The organism is Saccharopolyspora erythraea NRRL 2338 (assembly GCF_000062885.1).
GTDB classification, from domain to species: domain Bacteria; phylum Actinomycetota; class Actinomycetes; order Mycobacteriales; family Pseudonocardiaceae; genus Saccharopolyspora_D; species Saccharopolyspora_D erythraea.
In genome coordinates this window covers 3230495-3248890 of the sequence record NC_009142.1, presented here as the reverse complement: position 1 = coordinate 3248890, position 18396 = coordinate 3230495, and the positions used below count along the sequence as shown (strand labels likewise).

General features: G+C 71.6%; 16 protein-coding genes and 1 pseudogene. 8 read left to right on the top strand and 9 right to left on the bottom strand.

Annotated features, from left to right (window positions below):
* Nucleotides 1-55 precede the first annotated feature (55 nt).
* Complete coding sequence (locus tag SACE_RS14385) at nucleotides 56-727, bottom strand: haloacid dehalogenase type II (protein WP_029621971.1); 672 nt, start codon at nucleotides 725-727, stop codon at nucleotides 56-58.
* A 262-nt stretch (nucleotides 728-989) separates the two neighbouring features.
* Here SACE_RS14385 and SACE_RS14380 point away from each other — a divergent pair, with 262 nt between their 5' ends.
* The 4 genes from SACE_RS14380 (at nucleotide 990) to SACE_RS14365 (ending at nucleotide 5647) form a co-directional block, all read left to right on the top strand.
* Nucleotides 990-1712 (top strand): GntR family transcriptional regulator, encoded by a 723-nt coding sequence (locus SACE_RS14380; RefSeq protein WP_029621972.1) that lies wholly within the window; start codon nucleotides 990-992, stop codon nucleotides 1710-1712.
* Between the two features lie 176 nt (nucleotides 1713-1888).
* Nucleotides 1889-3022: an N-methyl-L-tryptophan oxidase gene (gene solA, locus SACE_RS14375; protein ID WP_011873897.1), complete on the top strand. Its 1134-nt coding sequence runs from the start codon at nucleotides 1889-1891 to the stop codon at nucleotides 3020-3022.
* Between the two features lie 28 nt (nucleotides 3023-3050).
* Nucleotides 3051-4490, top strand: coding sequence for a sodium:solute symporter family protein (locus tag SACE_RS14370; protein ID WP_009949648.1), 1440 nt, complete (start codon nucleotides 3051-3053; stop codon nucleotides 4488-4490).
* Entirely contained in the window at nucleotides 4487-5647 is a 1161-nt protein-coding gene (locus SACE_RS14365) for an NAD(P)/FAD-dependent oxidoreductase (RefSeq protein ID WP_009949649.1), read from the top strand. Before SACE_RS14370 ends, SACE_RS14365 begins: the two co-directional genes overlap by 4 nt.
* Nucleotides 5648-5702: 55 nt before the next feature.
* Here the strand turns inward: SACE_RS14365 and SACE_RS14360 are convergent, their stop codons facing one another.
* From SACE_RS14360 to SACE_RS39220, 7 genes are all read right to left on the bottom strand, one after another.
* Nucleotides 5703-6674, bottom strand: coding sequence for a YihY/virulence factor BrkB family protein (locus tag SACE_RS14360; protein ID WP_011873896.1), 972 nt, complete (start codon nucleotides 6672-6674; stop codon nucleotides 5703-5705).
* Nucleotides 6675-6933: 259 nt separating this feature from the next.
* Nucleotides 6934-7269 (bottom strand): hypothetical protein, encoded by a 336-nt coding sequence (locus SACE_RS14355; RefSeq protein ID WP_231850005.1) that lies wholly within the window; start codon nucleotides 7267-7269, stop codon nucleotides 6934-6936.
* A 28-nt stretch (nucleotides 7270-7297) separates the two neighbouring features.
* The gene (locus SACE_RS14350) at nucleotides 7298-7969 is read right to left on the bottom strand and encodes a TNT domain-containing protein (protein WP_009949652.1); all 672 of its coding nucleotides are present in this window, start codon (nucleotides 7967-7969) and stop codon (nucleotides 7298-7300) included.
* A gap of 159 nt (nucleotides 7970-8128) precedes the next feature.
* Complete coding sequence (locus tag SACE_RS14345) at nucleotides 8129-8344, bottom strand: hypothetical protein (protein WP_009949653.1); 216 nt, start codon at nucleotides 8342-8344, stop codon at nucleotides 8129-8131.
* Between the two features lie 112 nt (nucleotides 8345-8456).
* Entirely contained in the window at nucleotides 8457-9479 is a 1023-nt protein-coding gene (locus SACE_RS14340) for a cytochrome d ubiquinol oxidase subunit II (RefSeq protein WP_009949655.1), read from the bottom strand.
* Nucleotides 9476-10867 (bottom strand): cytochrome ubiquinol oxidase subunit I, encoded by a 1392-nt coding sequence (locus SACE_RS14335; protein WP_021341978.1) that lies wholly within the window; start codon nucleotides 10865-10867, stop codon nucleotides 9476-9478. Before SACE_RS14335 ends, SACE_RS14340 begins: the two co-directional genes overlap by 4 nt.
* A gap of 167 nt (nucleotides 10868-11034) precedes the next feature.
* Nucleotides 11035-11550, bottom strand: coding sequence for an SRPBCC family protein (locus tag SACE_RS39220; protein WP_009949658.1), 516 nt, complete (start codon nucleotides 11548-11550; stop codon nucleotides 11035-11037).
* Between the two features lie 903 nt (nucleotides 11551-12453).
* Here SACE_RS39220 and SACE_RS14325 point away from each other — a divergent pair.
* The 3 genes and pseudogenes from SACE_RS14325 to SACE_RS14310 all read left to right on the top strand — a co-directional run bounded on the left by SACE_RS14325 (nucleotide 12454) and on the right by SACE_RS14310 (nucleotide 16534).
* Nucleotides 12454-13149 (top strand): aspartate/glutamate racemase family protein, encoded by a 696-nt coding sequence (locus SACE_RS14325; RefSeq protein WP_009949659.1) that lies wholly within the window; start codon nucleotides 12454-12456, stop codon nucleotides 13147-13149.
* Between the two features lie 147 nt (nucleotides 13150-13296).
* On the top strand, nucleotides 13297-13866 hold the full coding sequence (locus SACE_RS14320) for a type 1 glutamine amidotransferase domain-containing protein (RefSeq protein ID WP_011873893.1): 570 nt from the start codon (nucleotides 13297-13299) through the stop codon (nucleotides 13864-13866).
* A 305-nt stretch (nucleotides 13867-14171) separates the two neighbouring features.
* Nucleotides 14172-16534, top strand: a pseudogene (locus SACE_RS14310) (ATP-dependent Clp protease ATP-binding subunit).
* 204 nt (nucleotides 16535-16738) lie between these two features.
* Here the strand turns inward: SACE_RS14310 and SACE_RS14305 are convergent.
* Nucleotides 16739-17539 carry an alpha/beta hydrolase gene (locus SACE_RS14305; RefSeq protein ID WP_009949365.1) on the bottom strand — a complete coding sequence of 267 codons (801 nt, stop codon included), beginning with the start codon at nucleotides 17537-17539 and terminating at the stop codon, nucleotides 16739-16741.
* A 158-nt stretch (nucleotides 17540-17697) separates the two neighbouring features.
* On the opposite strand from SACE_RS14305, the gene SACE_RS14300 reads away from it, so the two are divergent.
* A complete protein-coding gene (locus SACE_RS14300) occupies nucleotides 17698-18357 on the top strand; it encodes a TetR/AcrR family transcriptional regulator (protein ID WP_009949366.1) in 660 nt (219 codons plus the stop codon).
* The last annotated feature ends 39 nt before the right edge of the window (nucleotides 18358-18396 follow it).

Below are 18396 nucleotides of genomic sequence, written 5' to 3'. Positions count from 1 at the left end.
CGGACGACGCGCGGGCGGGTGCGGGTGCGGGTGCGCTCGAGGTGACGCGCGCGGGCTACCGGGGCAACGCTGCGATCCGGCTCGCGACCTCGACGAGGTCGCGGCCGACGACGTCGGCCGGGGTGAACACCTCGGCGTAGTGCCCTTCCAGCCGGCCGGCCCACCCCGCGCCGAGTCCGGCGCGCTTGGCACCGTGGCAGTCGAAGGCGTGCACGGCGACCAGGAAGACCTCGCCGGCGGAGCACCCGGTCAGCTCCAGTGCGTACTCGTACACGCGGCGCGGCGGTTTCCAGCTCCGGACGTCGGCGACGCTGATGACCTGCTCGACGTGGCGGGAAAGACCGGTGCGATCGAGGAACCCGGTCGTCGTCTCGGCGGTGCCGTTGCTCAGGCACACCACGGCGATCCCGGCTTCGGAGAGCACCCGCATGGCGGGCTCGGCGTCAGGCTGGGCCGGCAGCGCGGCGAAGCCCCGCATGACGTGCGCGACGGCGTCCTCGTCGAGCGAGCCGCCGGCCAGCGTCCGCAACGCCGACGCACCCACCTCCGGGAACGCCGCGTAGTCGCCTGCCAGCGTCAGCGCCATGCCGTCGCGCAGCGTCCGGTCGAACCAGCGCGGCACCAGCTCCGGCGCGAGCCCCACCTCGGCGAACCGGCCGCGCAGCGGCTCCAGCGACATGAGCGTCTCGACCACGTCGAACGCGACCACACGGGGACGAGTGGGCATGTTCCCCTCCGAGCAGGCAATCACCGGCCCCCGCAGGCTACCCCCATGGGCCCCGCCGGCGCTTGCTCGGCGACGCGACTGTACTCAGTGGACGGTTAGGGTCTTCGACCCGCTCACGACCGTGAGAACGAGCGCATTCCGAGCACTGGCGCACAGCAGGCGATTCCGCGCAGTCCATTCGAGTCGACCATTCAATTCACCCCGATTTGACCGGTCAAATTGAGTATTGACCGGCAATTGCGGCGAAGCTATGTTCCTGCTCGTGGCAGTTCCCGCTTACCTGCGAATCCGCACCGAACTGGAACAGCAGATCCAGTCCGGTGCGCTTCCGCCGGGTGCGCGGCTGCCGACCGAGGCCGAGTTGCAGCGGCGCTACTCCGTCGGCCGGGCCACCGCGCAGCGGGTCCTGACGGAACTGGCCCAGGCCGGGCTGGTCGAGCGCCACCGCCGCCGCGGCACGTTCGTCGCCGAGGGCGCCCGGCAGGAGAACCTGCTGCGCCTGGTCAACCCGACGTTGCGGGGCCCGGAGATCCCGGGCAGGCACGCCGTGGAGTCCGCGACCGTGGTACCCGCCCAGGACGCCGGCGTCGACCTGCCCGGCGTCCCCGACGACACACCGGTGCACCAGCTGCGGCGTCTCAAGTTCGACAGCGACGACAACCCGATCGCCGTCGAGCTCGCCGCGATCCCGTTCTCGTTGGCACCACGGCTGTCCGATGAGGACCTGGCGCACCTGACGGTGCACGACTACTTCGCCCGCGAAGGGATTCCGGCGGCGAAGTCGCGCGTGTACGTCGACCCCGTCCTGCTCGACGACGCCACCGCCGCCCGGTTGCGCACCGAGCCGGGGCAGGCTGTGATCCGGTTGCGCAGGCTGACCTGGCTGACCGGCGGCGAGCTGGCCGAGGCGATGTGGCACGTCATCCGGCCCGACCTCGTCGAGTTCTTCATCGAGCAGTCCGTGCTGTCCAAACCGCACACCTGACCGAGAAGCACCACCCGCATCCGCTTTTCCGCTGACGGTTCACAATTGTCCCACCACGTCGGCGAATCTCTCGCGACCGCGCTACCGGGCCGTGCCGACGACGCAGCAATTCCTTTTCCGCATTCCCGCATCGGGCGTGATTCCCGACGTCTCCCTTCGGCAGAACAGGAGTGAGCATGACCCATCCGCGCGTCGCGGTGGTCGGCACCGGCGTCGTCGGCGCCATGACCGCCTGGCGGCTGGCTCGGCGCGGAGCCGAGGTGGTCGCCCTGGACACCTACTCACCCGGGCATGACCGCGGTGCCTCCGCGGGTGAGTCCCGCATCTTCCGCACCATCTACAAGGAAGGCCCCGACTACGTCCCGCTGCTGCGCCGGTCCGGTGAGCTGTGGCGGGAACTGGAAAGCACGACGGCGACCAGCCTGCTCACCATGTGCGGTGGTCTCACCATCGGTTCGCCGGACCATCCCGACGTCCGCGCCGTCCGGGCGTGCGCAGAGGAACACGGCCTCGACCACGAGGTCCTCGACACCGCAGAGGCGCGCAGCCGCTTCCCGCAGCACCGGGTCGACGACGACGAGGTCATCGTGCTGGATCCGGCGGCGGGAGTGCTGCGCCCCGAACCGGCGGTGCAGGCGGCCCTGCGAGCCGCGGAGGAAGCCGGCGCATCGGTTCTTCCCTACCACCCAGTGGACGGCGTCGCCGAAACCAGCAGCGGCTGGCGGATCACCAGCGGCGGCAAGCATTTCGACGTCGACCACGTCGTGTTCGCGCCCGGCCCGTGGGCCCTGCGGCTGGAGCCGTTGCGGACGCTGCCGGTCGAGATCCGGTTGATCACCGCGTGCTGGTTCGCCGTGCACGACCCCGCCGCGCACCGGCCTGACCGGCTGCCGATCGCCGTGCGCCGCCACCGCGAGGCGGGCTTCTCCTGCTTCCCGGTGCTGGACGGCGTCGCGATCAAGATCGTCCCGCACCACCTGGGCTGGCCGGTGCTCGACGACCCCGACGGGCTGCCGCGCAGCGCGGACCCGGAGTTCGCCCGGGCGGCCTCGGCCGCCGCGGCACGCCTGCTGCCCGGCACCACTCCGCACCCGGTCCGCATCGCCACGTTCGCCGAGGGTTTCACCCCGGACGAGCACGCGCTGCTCGGCCCGCTGCCAGGTCACCGCAACGCCACGGTCATGACCGGTTTCTCCGGCCACGGGTTCAAGCTCGCCCCGGTCTTCGGCGAGATCGGCGCCGACCTCGCCCTGCGTGGCTCGACCGGCCACGACATCACCCGCCTCGCCCCCGGCAGACGGCTGCCGTGATCCCGCCCGCACACCCCTGGAGGCAACCATGCCCACTGGTTCCACCGGTCAGATAGCCGGAATCATCATCGCCAGCCTGCTGGTGATCGGCTTCGGCGTGGCGATGTCGGTCTACTTCGGACGACGGGCGAAGAGCTCCGAGGACTGGCTGTCGGCAGGCGAGTCGCTGCCGCTGGTCGTCGTGGTCATCACGCAGTTCGCCACCGCCACCGGCGGCGGCGTGCTCATCGCCCACGTCGGCATCGGATACCGGTCGGGCTGGTCGGTGTTCATCTACGAGGGCTGCGTGCTGGTCGGCTTCCTGGTGCTGATGCTGATCGCGAAGTGGCTGCGCGAGCAGCGGTTCACCACCGTTCCCGACATCGTCACCCGGCTGTTCGGCGAGCACAAGCTCGTCACCGCGATCGCCGCGCTGGCCGCGCTGGTGGTGCCCTTCGGCTGGCTGGCGACGCAGTTCGTGGCGTTCGCGCAGCTCTTCGGCCAGCTGACCGGACTGCCGGCGACTGTGCTCATCGCCGTGATCATGGTCGCCTCGCTGCTGTTCGTGCTGCCGGGCGGTCTGACCTCTGTGGCCTGGACCGACTTCGTGTTCGGGGTCTTCATGATCGCCATGTCGCTGGGCGTGGCGACCTACGCGGTCAGCCTGGCGGGAGGCTGGGGCCACATCACCGCGACGGTGCCGCAGCGCCTGTGGGGCTGGGAGGGGCTGACCGCGGTGGGCTGGGACCAGATCTGGCTGTGGGTCGCCGCGATCCTGCCGGGCACGCTGACCAACCAGCTCTACTACCAGCGCGTCTTCGCCACCAAGAAGGTCTCCGACGCCCGGCGCGGGCTCGGCCTGTCCGGGCTGACCATGCTGATCGGCGGCGTCTACGCCGGGTGCATCGGCCTCGCGGTGCACTCGATGAACCCGGGCCTGGCCAACGAGGAGGACGCCGCGGGCTGGCTGCTCACGCGGCTTCCGAGCTGGCTGCTGGTGGTCTTCGGCGCCTTCCTGGTCTCCACGATCGTCTCCACCACCGGCGCCGCGCTGCAATCCGTGGTCGCCAACCTGACCCGCGACGTCTACCAGAACATCGCGGGCAGGGCGCAGGACGAGCGCCAGGCGGTGCGGCTGTCGCGGGCGATCACGGTGGCCGTGTCGATGCTGGCGGCCGTGCTGGCGATCCTGTTCCCGAAGGCGCTGACCTGGCTGGTGGCCACCTACGCCTACTCCGCCGCCGCGCTGGCCGCGCCGATCTTCCTCGGCTACCTGCTGCACCGGCGCCGCAGGCTCACCCCGGCGGCGGCGATCACGGGCATGCTCGCCGGCCTCACGGGCTGCGCGGTCGCGCAGGTGCTGGACACGACGGTTCCCTACGCGGTGTACGGGATCGCGGCCTCGGCCGTGGTCCTGCTGGCGGTCGCGTTCGCCACGCCGGGCGGACGCACCGAGAACGTCTACGGTGAAATGGTGAGGAAAGCATGAAGACCGCCGTGATCGGACTGGGCGTGCTCGGTGCGAGCGCCGCGCGCTCGCTGGCCCTCGCGGGTGCGGAGGTGACCGTCCTCGAACGCAGCGCCCCGCTCGCCGGGACCTCCGGCACCTCGTTCGCGTGGACCAACTCGCACAACAAGAACCCCCGCTCCTACCACGACCTCAACGTGGCTGGGATGGCCGAGCACGACGCGCTGGCCGCGGCCCCCGGACCGTGCAGGCCGTGGCTGGCACGCACCGGCAACCTCGAGTGGGCGGAGGAGGACGGCGCCGAGCGGCTCGCCGCCTCCGTCGCCGAGCTGACCGACCGCGGCTACCCCGTCGAATGGATCGGCTCCCGTCGCGCCCGGGATCTCGTCCCGGACCTGCGGGTGCCCGGCACCGAAATCGCCTTCTACCCGACCGAGGGCCACGTCGTGCCGGCGCTGCTGCTGGCCAGGCTGTGGGGCGAAGCGCGCGACCGCGGCGCGCGGCTGCGCTGCCCGGCGGAGGTGACAGGTCTGTCCGAAGTGGACGGCGGCGTTCGCGTCTCGCTGTCCGGGGACGACCCGGCCGTGTTCGACGCGGTGGTGATCGCGACCGGGCGCTGGACCGAGGCGGTGACCGCCGCGGCCGGACACCGGGTGGCGATGGCCTCACCCGACGTCGCGGGCTCGGCGACGGTGGGTCTCCTCGGCTACACCAACCCGCTGCCGGCGCGGTTGCACCGGGTGCTGACCACCCCGGCGCTCAACGTCCGCCCGGACGGCGGCGGCAGGCTCGTCGTCCAGGGGCTCGACCTCGACGCCGACGCCGACCCGGCGGCACCGCCACCGGTCGACGGCGAACACGCGCGGGAGCTGTGCGCCCGGCTGACCGGCCTGCTCGACGGCACGGCCGGCGCACGCCTGGAGTCCCTGCGCGTCGGGCAGCGGGCGATGCCCGCCGACGGCCTGACGGCGGCCGGATTCCTCGGCGGCAGCGACCGGATCTACGCCATGGCCACCCACAGCGGCATCACCCTCGGCCCGCTGCTGGGCAGGCTGGCAGCCCAGGAGCTGACGACTGGGCAGCCGGCGGAGGCCCTGGCCGACTTCCGCCCCGACCGCCTCCTGGGCCGCACCGACCTCCCGCCCCTGCGGCCCGCCCGCTTCGCGGGCCAGCAGTGACCGGCTCGAACTCACCGCTACGCCATCCGCACCGGGCTGATCGAGCCGTAGCCGGTCAGCCCGGCCCGGCCGCCGCCGGTTGCCCGCCGTCGCCGCGCCCTTCGGCTTCGGCGCGGGTGCGCGCCGTGGTGCGGTCCGGGTTGAGGCGGTCGAGCTCGGCGTTGAGCGCGGCGCCGATGAGGATGGCCAGCGCGGTGACGTACAGCCACAGCAGCACCGCGATCGGCGCCGACAGCGCGCCGTGGAACGGGCTGCTCTGGATCGTCACCGCCAGGTACGCGCGCAGCCCGGCGCTTCCAGCGATCCAGACGAGCAGGGCGGCCGCGGCGCCGGGCAGGTTCTCCCGCCAGGGCGTGTGGACCGGGACCGACATGTAGTACAGCGTGCTCAGGAACGCGGCCGAGAGCACCAGGACGGTGGGCCAGTACACGCCGTGGACCAGCGCGTCCATCCCGGGCAGCAGGTGCATCAGCACGTTCGGTCCCACGACCATCAGCGGCAGCAGCGCGATACCGACCAGCAGGCCGACGGTGTAGAGCAGGACCGACATCAGGCGCTGCCGGACGAGACCGCGATAGCCGGAGAGTCCGTAGAGGACGGAGATGGTGTCGATGTAGACGTCCAGCGCACGCGAACCCGACCACACCGCCACGGCGAACCCGACCACGCTGATACCCGCCTGACCGGTGGTGAGCACCTGGTCCAGGGTCGGTTCGACGATCTCGGCGACACCCTGCGGCGAGAGCACCGCCGCCGAGGCCACCAGGATCGCGCCGTGGACGCGGGCGACGGTGTCGCGGCCGATGACATCGCCGAGGTAGCCGATCGTGCCGACGAGGCCGAGCAGCAGCGGCGGAAGGGAGAGCACGGCGAAGAAGGCGGCCTCCCCCGCCAGGCCGGTGATCCGGTGCCGCGCGCTGGTGCGCACGACGCCGATCGCCAGCCTGGCGGGCCCGGTCCGCTCGACCCGGGCGCGCCACCGCTCCAGCCGCCACATCACGGCCCTCCGCAACTGCGCGTCCCGCACCCGCCGCTCCCTTCCCGCCCGCCCGAAAGCCGAGCGCACAACCGAACGTCCACCGCGCCGTCCCGGAATCTCAGGGAGGCCGGGCGAGCTGCCGGTGCTCGCGCCGACGCCGGCAGCTCGCGGGAGTGGGATGACCGGCCGAGCGCCGTGTTACGCCGAAGTGTCCTAGATCACCGACACGGCGCGTGGAAATCGTGGGTGCGGCGGGATTCCGGCACACGACCGCGAGGGCGCGTATCAGGGTGGCCGGCACATGCGCTCAGGACTGGCGGTACTGCCGCCACGCGGTGCGCTGTGCTTCTTCCGACCTGACCCGGAGTTCGTCGGCCGACATCGGGTGCGTCTGCTCCGCCCTGCCGGCCCGGTCCGCGAGCAGGCCGTGGAGGTACCCGCACGCCTCGTCCTCGGTGGCGAACGTGGCGCTCGGGCGGTCCCGGCCGCGCTCGTGGACCCCGACCTCCCACCCTCCGCCTCCGGGACGCAGGTAGTAGTACTCCTCGGGGGAGCCCGGAAGGTCGTGGTAACCGGGGACCACGTACTCGGCGCCGTCCAGGCCGAGCCGGCGCAGCCGCGCCACGAGCTCACTGCGGTTCACCGCCAGCACCTCCCGGGCTCCGCTCCGGTCACTTCGGTTGTACCTCCCGCACGAACCGGTTGGCCAGCAGGTAGTCGACGTTGTACGGCGCCAGGTCCTCGGTCGGCTTGTACTCCGGGTTCAGCCAGTACTGCAACCCGCCGCCGGGCTGGCCGAACCAGGCCGCCGCGGGCCCGGCGTCGACGTCGAAGGGCTGGAGCACCTCGTACACGTGGTAGTTGTGCTGCGGCCCGCCGCTCGGGGTGTTGAGGTTGGTCGGCGGCAGCGAGCGCTCCCGGTAGAGGGCGCCCGCCGGGGCGAGGAAGCCGCCGGTGGAGTTGCCGAAGCGGTCGAGCAGCATGCCGGGCTCGATCGCGATCCGCCTCGGCTCACCTTCGAAACCGTTGTTGTCCGGGTAGGTCCACCGCTTGCGGCCCTGCTCGTCGACGTAGCCCCAGGTCTCGAGGAACTCCCGGCAGGCGACCTCGTCCGTGGGCCGTTCGTAGCCGGTGAACAGCCGGTCGAACGGCGGCCTCGACGACAGCTCCACCGGGCCGAAGATGCTGTCGCCGCAGACGTGCTGCTGCGGGGCCCGCAGCTCGGCCACGGCCGGCGGCCGGCCGGACGTGCCCGGCGCGGCCTGGGCCGCGAGCGCTGGACCGCTGCCGGAAAGGACGAGCGCGGCCAGCAGCCACGCCGCGAAGAACCGAACCGGTCGCAATGGGAACTCCCTTCGGGAAGGTTGCTTGCGACCTCTTCTTCGACAGCGGCGCAGGGCCGGGTTGAGCAGCGCGGATCAAGACCACCTGGAAGGGACGCGCCGGTGCGCCCGCTCAGCGCAACGGGAATGTCCACTGTGGCCGGAGTGCGGTCGGGGCGTTCAGTCCAGACCGAGCACGTGGTCGTGGGTGCCGAGGAACAGCGCGTTGAGCTCGTCGCGGAGCTGCTCGCGGGTGTCGTAGCCCACCCGCGCGTAAGGGCGGCCGTCGACGAGGTAGGTCAACCGCCACCCCTGCTCGGTGCGCTCCACGGTGAAACCGAAGCCGCTGCGGCGGGAAGCCTGGTCCGCGGGCCACTGAGCAATGTTCTCCGCCATCGCCCGTCCCTTCGTCCCCCCAGAGGTGCTGTCCCGCACCGGTCGGCGCGACTTCCACGGTCGGCGACGGCGGGCGTGATCGCCAGGGCCTTTCGGCCCTGCGGCGTTCCGCTCAGCCGTGGCCGGCGGACGCCCCCGGCGCGCGGGCCGGGTCCCGCTGGAAAATCGCGTACAGGTAGAGCAGCGACGGCACGAGCAGCACCGAACCCACGGCCAGCACCCACAGCACCGGCACCAGGACGCTGGGTGCCGCCGCGGCGTCGGCGACGGTGACACCGGGCAGCATCACCGGGTACTGGGCGACACCCCACGCCCACAGCACGGCGGTGACCGCCACCGCGGCGGTGATCCGGACCAGCAGGTAGCGGCGGGCCAGCAGCAGCGCGAGCGACAGCAGGCCCGCCACCACGCTGGTGACGACCAGGGGCAGGGCCTTGCCGGTCAGCCCGGCGAACAGGTGCGGGGCGTCGACGCGCACGACCGGGAGCGCGGCCAGCGTGAGCATGCCGAGGACCACACCGCTGACCAGGGCGCGGAGCCGGAACGCCGACGCGAGTTCCGGTTCGCGTTCCCGCCGGGCGTCGGCGGTGAGGAAGACCGCGGCGAGGTAGGCGGTGGTGACCACGGCGAGCACCCCCGCGGTGACCGACGTCGGGTTCCACCAGCTCGTCAGGACATCACCCGAGGCGAGGTCCGGCGGGACCCGGCCGGAGGCGACCGCGCCGAGCAGCGTGCCGAGGAAGAACGGCGTGACCACCGACGAGAACGCGAACGCCGCACCGAACAGGCGCCGCTGCCGGAACTCGTCGCTGACCTTGCGGAAGGCGAACGCCGCGCCCCGCGCGATGATGCCGAGAGCGGCGAGGGTGAGCGGGATGTAGAGGGTGGCCGCGAACGGCGCGAACGCGGCGGGGAAGACCGTCCAGAACAGGGTGATCACGAAGATCAGCCACACGTGGTTGGCTTCCCAGACCGGGCCGATGGAGTGCTCGATCAGCTCGCGCTGCGGCCTGCCGCGTTCGGCGCCGCCCGCCAGCAGGTCCCACAACCCGCCGCCGAAGTCGGCACCCCCGAACAGCACGTAGAGCGTGAGCCCGATCCAGAGCACCGCGAGAACCGCGTCCGCGGCCGTCACGAGCCCGCACCGCCCGCGTCGGCCCCGCCGCCGGTGCGGGGCGGTCGCGGGGCGTGCTCCTGCGGGGCGAGCCCGCGGACCGGCACCGGACCCAGCCGGGCGAGCCTGCGCAGGACGTGGACGGTGGCGGCCGTCAGCACCGCGTAGACCACGAGCACCGTGAGCAGCCCGGCCCACAGCCCCGGCTGGGGGTTGACCGCGTCGCGGGTGAGCAGCACGTCGTAGACGATCCAGGGCTGCCGCCCGACCTCGGTGACCACCCAGCCGGCCTCCATAGCCACCACCGCCGCCGGTCCGGCCGCCGCCGACGCGAGCAGGAACCAGCGCGAGCGCGGCAGGTCCCGCCTGCGCCACCAGCTCACCCCGAGCCAGATGCCCAGCAGCACCAGGGCGAAGCCGATGCCCACCATCACCTGGAAGCTGAGGTGCACCACGTTGACCGGTGGCTGGAACCGCGGTGGCGCCTGGTCGAGACCGAGGACGATCGCGTCGGGATCCCAGTGCGCGAGCAGCGAGAGCGCGTTGGGGATCTCCAGGGCGTAGCGCAGCTCGCCGCCGGTGTAGATGCCGCCGAGCGAGAGCGGTGCGCCCGGTGCGGTCCGGGCGAGGCCTTCGATCGCGGCGAGCTTGAGCGGCTGGTACTGCCCCAGGAAGTGCGCGGCCCAGTCCCCCACCGCCACCTGCACGGGCGCGAGCACGGCGGCGAAGGTGAACGGCACCAGGAAGCCCAGCCGGTGGTGGCGGTCCCGCCTGCCGCGCGCGAGCGCGACGGCGTAGACCGAGGCCATGCCGAAACCGGCGACCATGAACGCCGCCACGATCATGTGCACGGTCTGCGGCGGGGTCGCCGGGTTGAACATCGCCTCCCACGGGCGCACGCCGACCACCTCGCCGTCGACGAGGTCGAACCCGCGCGGCTGGTTCATCCAGGCGTTGGCGGTGACCACGAAGAAGGCGGAGGCGACCCCGGCCAGCACCACCGGAACGCCGGTCAGCAGGTGCACGCGCGGCGGCAGCCGGTCCCACGCGTAGAGGTAGATGCCCAGGAAGATCGCCTCGATGAAGAAGGCGAACCCCTCCAGGGTGAACGGCAGCCCGATGACGTCGCCGAACTCGCCCATCAGGCCGGGCCACAGCAGGCCCATCTCGAAGCTCAGGATCGTGCCCGAGACCGCGCCGACCGCGAACAGCACGCCCATGGCACGGGCCCACGTGCGGGCCAGGGACTCGTACGCCGGGTCGCCGGTGCGCTGCCCGCGCCACTGCGCGAACAGCGTCAGACCGGGCATGCCCACGCCGAAGCAGGCGATGACGATGTGCCAGCCGAGTGAGAAACCCATCTGCGTCCGGGCCGCGACCAGGTCGCCCGGGGTCGCAGCCTCGGTCAACGCACAAGCCAGCAGGTCCCGCACGGTCGTCCCCCTCTGACCTGCCCGTTCGCGAAACCGTCCTCACCCACTACCCGGCGGGTGCGCCCCCGAAACCGCAGCCGGCGGGTCGGTGCCCCGTCGGACCCGCTCGGCAGCCGCCGGCCGCGATGGCAGGACACGGCCCGCTACCGGCCCGTCGGGAACCTGGCCTGGTGAGCGCGGGCGAGTCCCGGGCTCCGTCTCCTCGCGGATCGCCTCCTCGCGGATCGCCTCCTCGCGGGTCCGGACGACCTCGCGGTCGCGGATCTCGCCGCGCCACCCCCCGACCTGTCGGGCCGGAGGATCGTGCGGGTCATCATGTGCCGCTTGACGTGCCTGAAGTCCGAACGCACCCGTCTGCCCTGCGCACGCCAGAGGTTGGCGGTCCGCTCGAGGAACCCGCGCGGGCGGTAGGCCAGCACGAGCTGGACGCGGGTCATCCCCGGCGCCTGCTCCTGGAAGGTCACGGTGCCGTCGACGCGGGTTCCCGCCCGTGCGATCTTCCACGTGATGTGGTCGTCGGGAACCTGCTCGACGATGGTCGCCTCCCAGCTCCGGCGCGAGAGGAAGATCTTCGCGCTCCAGGCCACCGTGGTGTCGCTGAGCTGCCGCACACCGGTGACCTTCCTGGTGAAGCCCGGGAACTCCTCGAGCGGGTCCACTGGTCGTAGGCGGTCCGCACGGGCAGGCCGACGTCGAAGTGTTCGACGATGTTGACCACCCGTGCGCCGAACAGGCTCCGGAGCTTCGCCGCGAGCCAGGTGAACGCGGCGCTCAGCGCCGCGCGGAACGGCGAGGCGCCCTCGGCCAGCTTCCTGCCCCCGGTGATGGCGGCGAGCAGCCCGGCACCACCGTTCTCGGCGGACTCGGCCAGCCGGTCCGCCATGTCCTCCGCCTTGCCGACCAGGACCCGCTCGGCCAACGCGGAAGCAGATCGCGCAGGCCCGACTTCAGCCGGTCGAGTGGAAGCCGCCGCGCAACCCCGGCCGTGCCGTCGTCGCGGCCCCGGTGAGCCATCACCACCACCTCGTTCCGTCACGAGGTGGGATGCGGCGGGAGCACCCCGTGTGTCGCCGACCGCACACCTCCGTCGGACGCGAGACGGCTGCGCCGACGGGTCAGACCCGGACACGGCCGCCAAAGGTCATAGCGCGCAGTTCCAGCCGCAGCGCTCTCCACAGCGTCCGACCGACGCCGGGCCTGCCGCGCCTGGAGATCCGGACGCCGTGGGCGAGCGGTGGTGCGGTGCGCCGGATGCCGTTCACGCATGCCCCTTCAGCCGGGTGGGGCGGGTAGCCCCCCGACGGCCACCCGCTCCCGGTCTCCCGCGGGGCCAGTAAGGCCCACGAGACAGCGCCGCACTGACCATCCCCGTTTTCCCTGGTCAGAAGCGCGCCGCTGGATACCATCGGGGTTACCGGCGGGTTGCACAAGAGGTGGAACCGAAAAAATCGGACACCTGCTCCGGCGGTCCGCGGCCGAACCGGGCGAAGACGTGATCAGCTCCGGGCCGCCGGGCTGGGATCACCCGCCGCGGTGACCACCACCGTGCGATCATGGGATCCGTGCGCACGATCGGGATGCTGGGCGGGATGAGCTGGGAGTCCAGCGCGCACTACTACCGGCTGGCCAACGAGCTGGTGGCGGAACGCCTCGGCGGACTGCACTCGGTTCGCTGCCTGCTGCTCTCGGTCGACTTCGCCGAGATCGAGGCGCTGCAGGCCGGCGGCCGGTGGGACGAGGCGGGCGCGCTGCTGGTCCGCGCGGCCAAGCAGATCGAGACGGCCGGCGCGGACCTTCTGGTGTTGTGCACCAACACGATGCACAAGGTCGCCGACCAGATCGAGGCCGCGATCGAGATCCCCCTGCTGCACCTGGCCGACACCACCGCGACCGCCGTGACGGCAGCCGGGTTGCAAGTGGTCGGGTTGCTGGGCACGGCGTTCACCATGGAGCAGGACTTCTACCGCGACCGGCTTTCCGGCCACCGGCTCACCGTGCTGGTCCCCGAACGCGAGGATCGGGCCCTGGTGCATTCGGTGATCTATGACGAGCTGTGCCGGGGCATCGTCTCCGAGACCTCCCGCGCGGCCTACCGCCGGGTGATCGACCGTCTCGTCGCCGCGGGCGCGCAAGGCGTGGTGCTGGGCTGCACCGAGATCGAGCTGCTGATCAGCCAGGAGGACAGTCCCGTCCCCGTCTTCCCGACCACGCGGCTGCACGTCGAAGCCGCCGTCGACAAGGCGTTGGCCACGCCCTGACGGCGGGCGTACGACCACGCTCCGCGGTTCCGCGCCGTGAAGGAAGAACCGGCGCCGCCGCGCGAGGTGTGCAGTTTTCTCCCTCGCGCCGCTGGGTAGGCCAACGCGCGTCGAGGATTTGCCACCCGTACCGAGGAGGTGATGGTCGTGGCCGCGGATCTGAACGGCCGCAGGATCGCGGTGCTGGCCACGGACGGCGTCGAGCAGGTCGAGTACGAACAGCCCCGGCAGGCCGTCGAACAGGCCGGTGGCCAGGTGAGCCTGGTGTCGGTGCACGACGGCGAGATCCAGGCGATGAACGGCGACATCGACAAGGGCGACCGGTTCACCGTCGACGCGAAGGTGTCCGACGTCTCACCCGACGACTTCGACGGGTTGGTCCTGCCCGGCGGCACGATCAACCCCGACCGGCTGCGGATCGACGCGGACGCCGTGGGTTTCGTGCGCTCGTTCGTCCAGCAGGGCAAGCCGGTCGGCGCGATCTGCCACGGCCCCTGGACGCTGGTCGAGGCCGATGTGGTGCGGGGGCGCAGGGTCACGTCGTTCCCGAGCATCCGCACGGACCTGCGCAACGCCGGCGCCGAGGTCGTGGACGAGCAGGTCGTCACCGACCAGGGCCTTGTCACCAGCCGCAACCCCGATGACCTGCACGCGTTCTGCTCCAAGATCGTCGAGGAGTTCGCCGAAGGCCGGCACCGCGCCGCCGCGGGGGCCTGAGACCCCGAGGTCCCCACCGCACCCGGGCCAACAGGCCGACTGACAAGGGCTCCACCGGAGTGCTCCGGCTCGCCTCCGACCGTTTCGGCGGGCCGGAGCTTCCACGTGCCCTCGGTCACCTCACCCGGGGTGCTGGTGTGGCGCGCGTATACCAGTCGGGTCGCAGTGGCGCTCGGCCGTTCGCCGATGACGAACACGCCATAACCAGGGCCGCCGCTGGAATGTGCGGCCGCACCGACCTGTTGAGGGAAGGACTGACAGCAGCGACGAGCCGAAGTTGACCGCACGGCGGTCAAGGAGTGCGAATGTTTGAAAGGTTCACCGAGCGCGCGAGGCGGGTGGTCGTCCTGGCCCAGGAAGAGGCCCGGACGCTGAACCACAACTACATCGGCACCGAGCACATCCTCCTGGGCCTGGTCCACGAGGGTGAGGGTGTCGCCGCCAAGGCGCTGGAGTCGCTGGGCGTGTCGCCGGAAGGCGTCCGCAGGCAGGTCGAGGAGATCATCGGCCGCGGCGACCAGGATTCGCCCAGCGGGAACATCCCGTTCACCCCGCGGGGCAAGAAGGTGCTGGAGCTGTCGCTGCGCGAGGCGCTGCAGCTCGGGCACAACTACATCGGGACCGAGCACATCCTGCTCGGCCTGATCCGCGAGGCCGAGGGCGTGGCCGCGCAGGTGCTGGTCAAGCTCGACGCGGACCTCGACCGCGTGCGCCGGGAGGTCAACCGGCTGATCTCGGACTCGGGCGAGGGCCCGGAGCCCGCGGAGGCGGGCGCCCGCCCCCAGGCGGCGACCGCCACGACGCTGACCAGTTCGGGACCAACCTCACCCAGAGCGCCCGCGAGTCCAAGCTCGACCCGATGATCGGCCGTGAGAAGGAGATCGAGCGGATCATGCAGGTCCTCTCGCGGCGCACCAAGAACAACCCGGTGCTCATCGGCGAGGCGGGCGTCGGCAAGACCGCCGTGGTCGAGGGCCTGGCGCAGAAGGTCGTCAAGGGCGAGGTGCCCGAGACGCTGAAGGACAAGCAGCTCTACACCCTCGACCTGGGTTCGCTGGTCGCGGGTTCGCGCTACCGCGGTGACTTCGAGGAGCGCCTGAAGAAGGTGCTCAAGGAGATCAAGACCCGCGGCGACATCATCCTGTTCATCGACGAGATCCACACCCTGGTGGGTGCGGGTGCCGCCGAGGGCGCCATCGACGCGGCGAGCATCCTCAAGCCGATGCTGGCCCGCGGCGAGCTCCAGACGATCGGTGCGACCACGCTGGAGGAGTACCGCAAGTACGTCGAGAAGGACCCGGCGCTGGAGCGCCGCTTCCAGCCGATCCAGGTCGGCGAACCGTCCGCCGAGGACACCGTCGAGATCCTGAAGGGCCTGCGCGACCGCTACGAGGCGCACCACCGCGTGACCTTCACCGACCAGGCGCTGGTCTCGGCCGCGACGCTGGCCGACCGCTACATCAACGACCGCTTCCTGCCGGACAAGGCGATCGACCTGATCGACGAGGCCGGCGCCCGGATGCGCATCCACCGCGCCACGGCCGGCGAGGAGCTGGACGTGGTGTCCGAGGTGGATGACGAGCAGATCGCCGAGGTGCTGGCGAACTGGACGGGGATTCCGGTGTTCAAGCTCACCGAGGAGGAGACCACGCGTCTGCTCCGCATGGAGGACGAGCTGCACAAGCGGATCATCGGCCAGGACGACGCGGTCAAGGCGGTCTCGCAGGCGATCCGGCGTACCCGTGCGGGGTTGAAGGACCCCAAGCGCCCGTCGGGGTCGTTCATCTTCGCCGGCCCGTCCGGTGTCGGTAAGACCGAGCTGTCCAAGGCGCTGGCGGAGTTCCTGTTCGGCGACGACGACGCGCTGGTGCAGATCGACATGGGCGAGTTCCACGACCGCTACACCGCCTCGCGGCTGTTCGGTGCCCCGCCCGGCTACGTCGGCTACGAGGAGGGCGGCCAGCTCACCGAGAAGGTGCGTCGCAAGCCGTTCTCGGTGGTGCTGTTCGACGAGATCGAGAAGGCCCACCAGGAGATCTACAACACGCTGTTGCAGGTGTTGGAGGACGGGCGTCTGACCGATGGTCAGGGACGCACGGTGGACTTCAAGAACACGGTGCTGATCTTCACCTCGAACCTGGGTACCCAGGACATCTCCAAGGCCGTGGGGCTGGGCTTCTCGGCCGGGACCGACTCCGAGTCCAACTACGAGCGGATGAAGAGCAAGGTCAACGAGGAGATGAAGAAGCACTTCCGGCCGGAGTTCCTCAACCGCATCGACGACGTGATCGTGTTCCACCAGCTCACCGAGGCCGAGATCATCCAGATGGTCGACCTGCTCGGTGCGAGGGTCGAAAAGGCCCTCAAGGGCAAGGACATGTCGCTGGAGCTGACCACGCTGGCCAAGAAGCTGCTGGCCAAGCGCGGGTTCGACCCGGTGCTGGGGGCCCGGCCGCTGCGCCGGACCATCCAGCGCGAGATCGAGGACAGGCTCTCGGAGCAGATCCTGTTCGGCGAGATCGAGCCCGGCCAGATCGTCATCGTCGACGTCGAGGGCTGGGACGGCGAGGGCTCCGACGACAAGGCCCACTTCACCTTCCGCGGTGAGACCAAGCCGTCGCTGGTGCCCGACGCCCCACCGGTCGACCTCGCCGGCTCCGACAACTGAGGCGAGCGGCACCGCACCCGAGTCCGCCGCACCGGGACCTCCCCGGTGCGGCGGACTTGTGCTCGACGGCGTCCGCAGGGCGTCGAACTCGCCGCCCGCGGCGTAGCAATCCCGTCAACACGGCCTCTGCCGGCACGCGTGTTCCCGTGCTCGCCGGCCGGCTCCCCGCGCCCGGCGAGCGGCGACGCGACCGCACCTTCGCGGTCACGAACCCGCGAGCTTGACGACGGCCTCGACGATCTCCGGACCGTCCAGCAGTGCCAGGTCGTTGTGGTCCGCGCCGGGGATCGCCACCGCGGTCGCTCCGGGCACGGACTCCGCGACGGCTCTGCTCTGCGCGGCTGGCACGACCGAGTCCGCGGTCCCGTAGACGACGATGACCGGTCTGCGGACCTTCGCCAGGTGCGTGGTCAGCGGGTAGCGGTCCCGCAGGAGCATCCGCACCGGCAGGTACGGGTAGTGGTACCGGCCGACGGCGGCGAGGTCGGTGAACGGCGAGCGCAGCACCAGGCCGCGCGGCGGGCTGTGCGCGGCGAGCTCGGTGACGACCGCCGCCCCGAGGCTCTCGCCGTAGTAGACCAGCCGGTCCGGCCCGAAACCGGCCTCCTCGACGAGGTACCGGTGCGCGGCGCGGACGTCCAGCGCGAGCCCCTGCTCGCTCGGTGTGCCGGGGTTGCCGCCGTAGCCGCGGTAGTCGAAGAGCAGCACGGCCAGTCCGCGCCGGGCGAGTGCGTCCGCCAGTGGTGCCCGCAGGGACCGCTCCCCCGCGTTGCCGTTGGCGACCAGCACGGCCGTCTCGCCGGCGCCTCCCCTGCCCGGGACGTACCAGGCACCGAGCCGCAATCCGTCGCCGGTGCTCAGCACGACCTCCCGCGCGCCCTCGATCACCGAGGCCGCCGGCGGCGGGCGCCCGACGGGGAAGTAGATCAGGCGCCGCTGGTACGCCCAGGCCAGACCCAGGACCACGGCGACCACCAACCCCACGACCAGCAGAGCCCGCAACACGACTCCAGTGTGCGACCGGCTCCCGCACACCGGCACCGGCCGATCGGTCACCGGCCGGCGGTGAGTCAGTCGCCTGCCTTAAGCGGTTATCCTGCGTTGACGTCCGCGTCCGGCGGACGGGTCCCGGGCATCGCGGTGAACGCGGAGGTGGTGTGGCGATGAGCGGCAGGACGACGCGGGCAGAGCGGGTCGGCGCGACCCGAGAGCTGATCCTGACCACGGCGGAGCGGCTGTTCGCCGAACACGGCCTCTTCGCGGTGTCCAACCGCCAGGTCAGCGAGGCCGCCGGGCAGGGCAACAACGCCGCCGTGGGCTACCACTTCGGCACGAAGGCCGACCTGGTCCGCGCGATCGTGCGCAAGCACACCGTCGCCGTCGAGGACCTGCGGCTGCGGATGGTCGAGGCCACCGGCGACTCCACCGACGTGCGGGACTGGGTGGCCTGCCTGGTCCACCCGATCGCCGAGCACCTCGACGCGCTGGGCACCCCGACGTGGTTCGCCCGGTTCGGCGCCCAGGCCATGACCGATCCCGGGTTCCGGCCGATCATGGTCGAGGAGGCGCTCAGCGCCCCGTCGCTGCACCAGGTGCTGGCCGGGCTCAACGGATGCCTGCCCGAACTGCCCGCGGACGTCCGGGAGGAGCGCTACCACATGGCGCGCCAGCTGATGGTGCACATGTTCGCCGAACGCGAGCGCGCGCTCGACGAGGGCACCGCGACGCCCCGGGGCAGCTGGCGGGAAGCAGCGACCGGGCTCGTCGACGCGATCACGGGGATGTGGCTGGCACCGGTCACGCCTGCCGCCGCACAACGCTGACCCAACCCGGGGCGGTTCACGTCCGAACGCAAGCGCTGG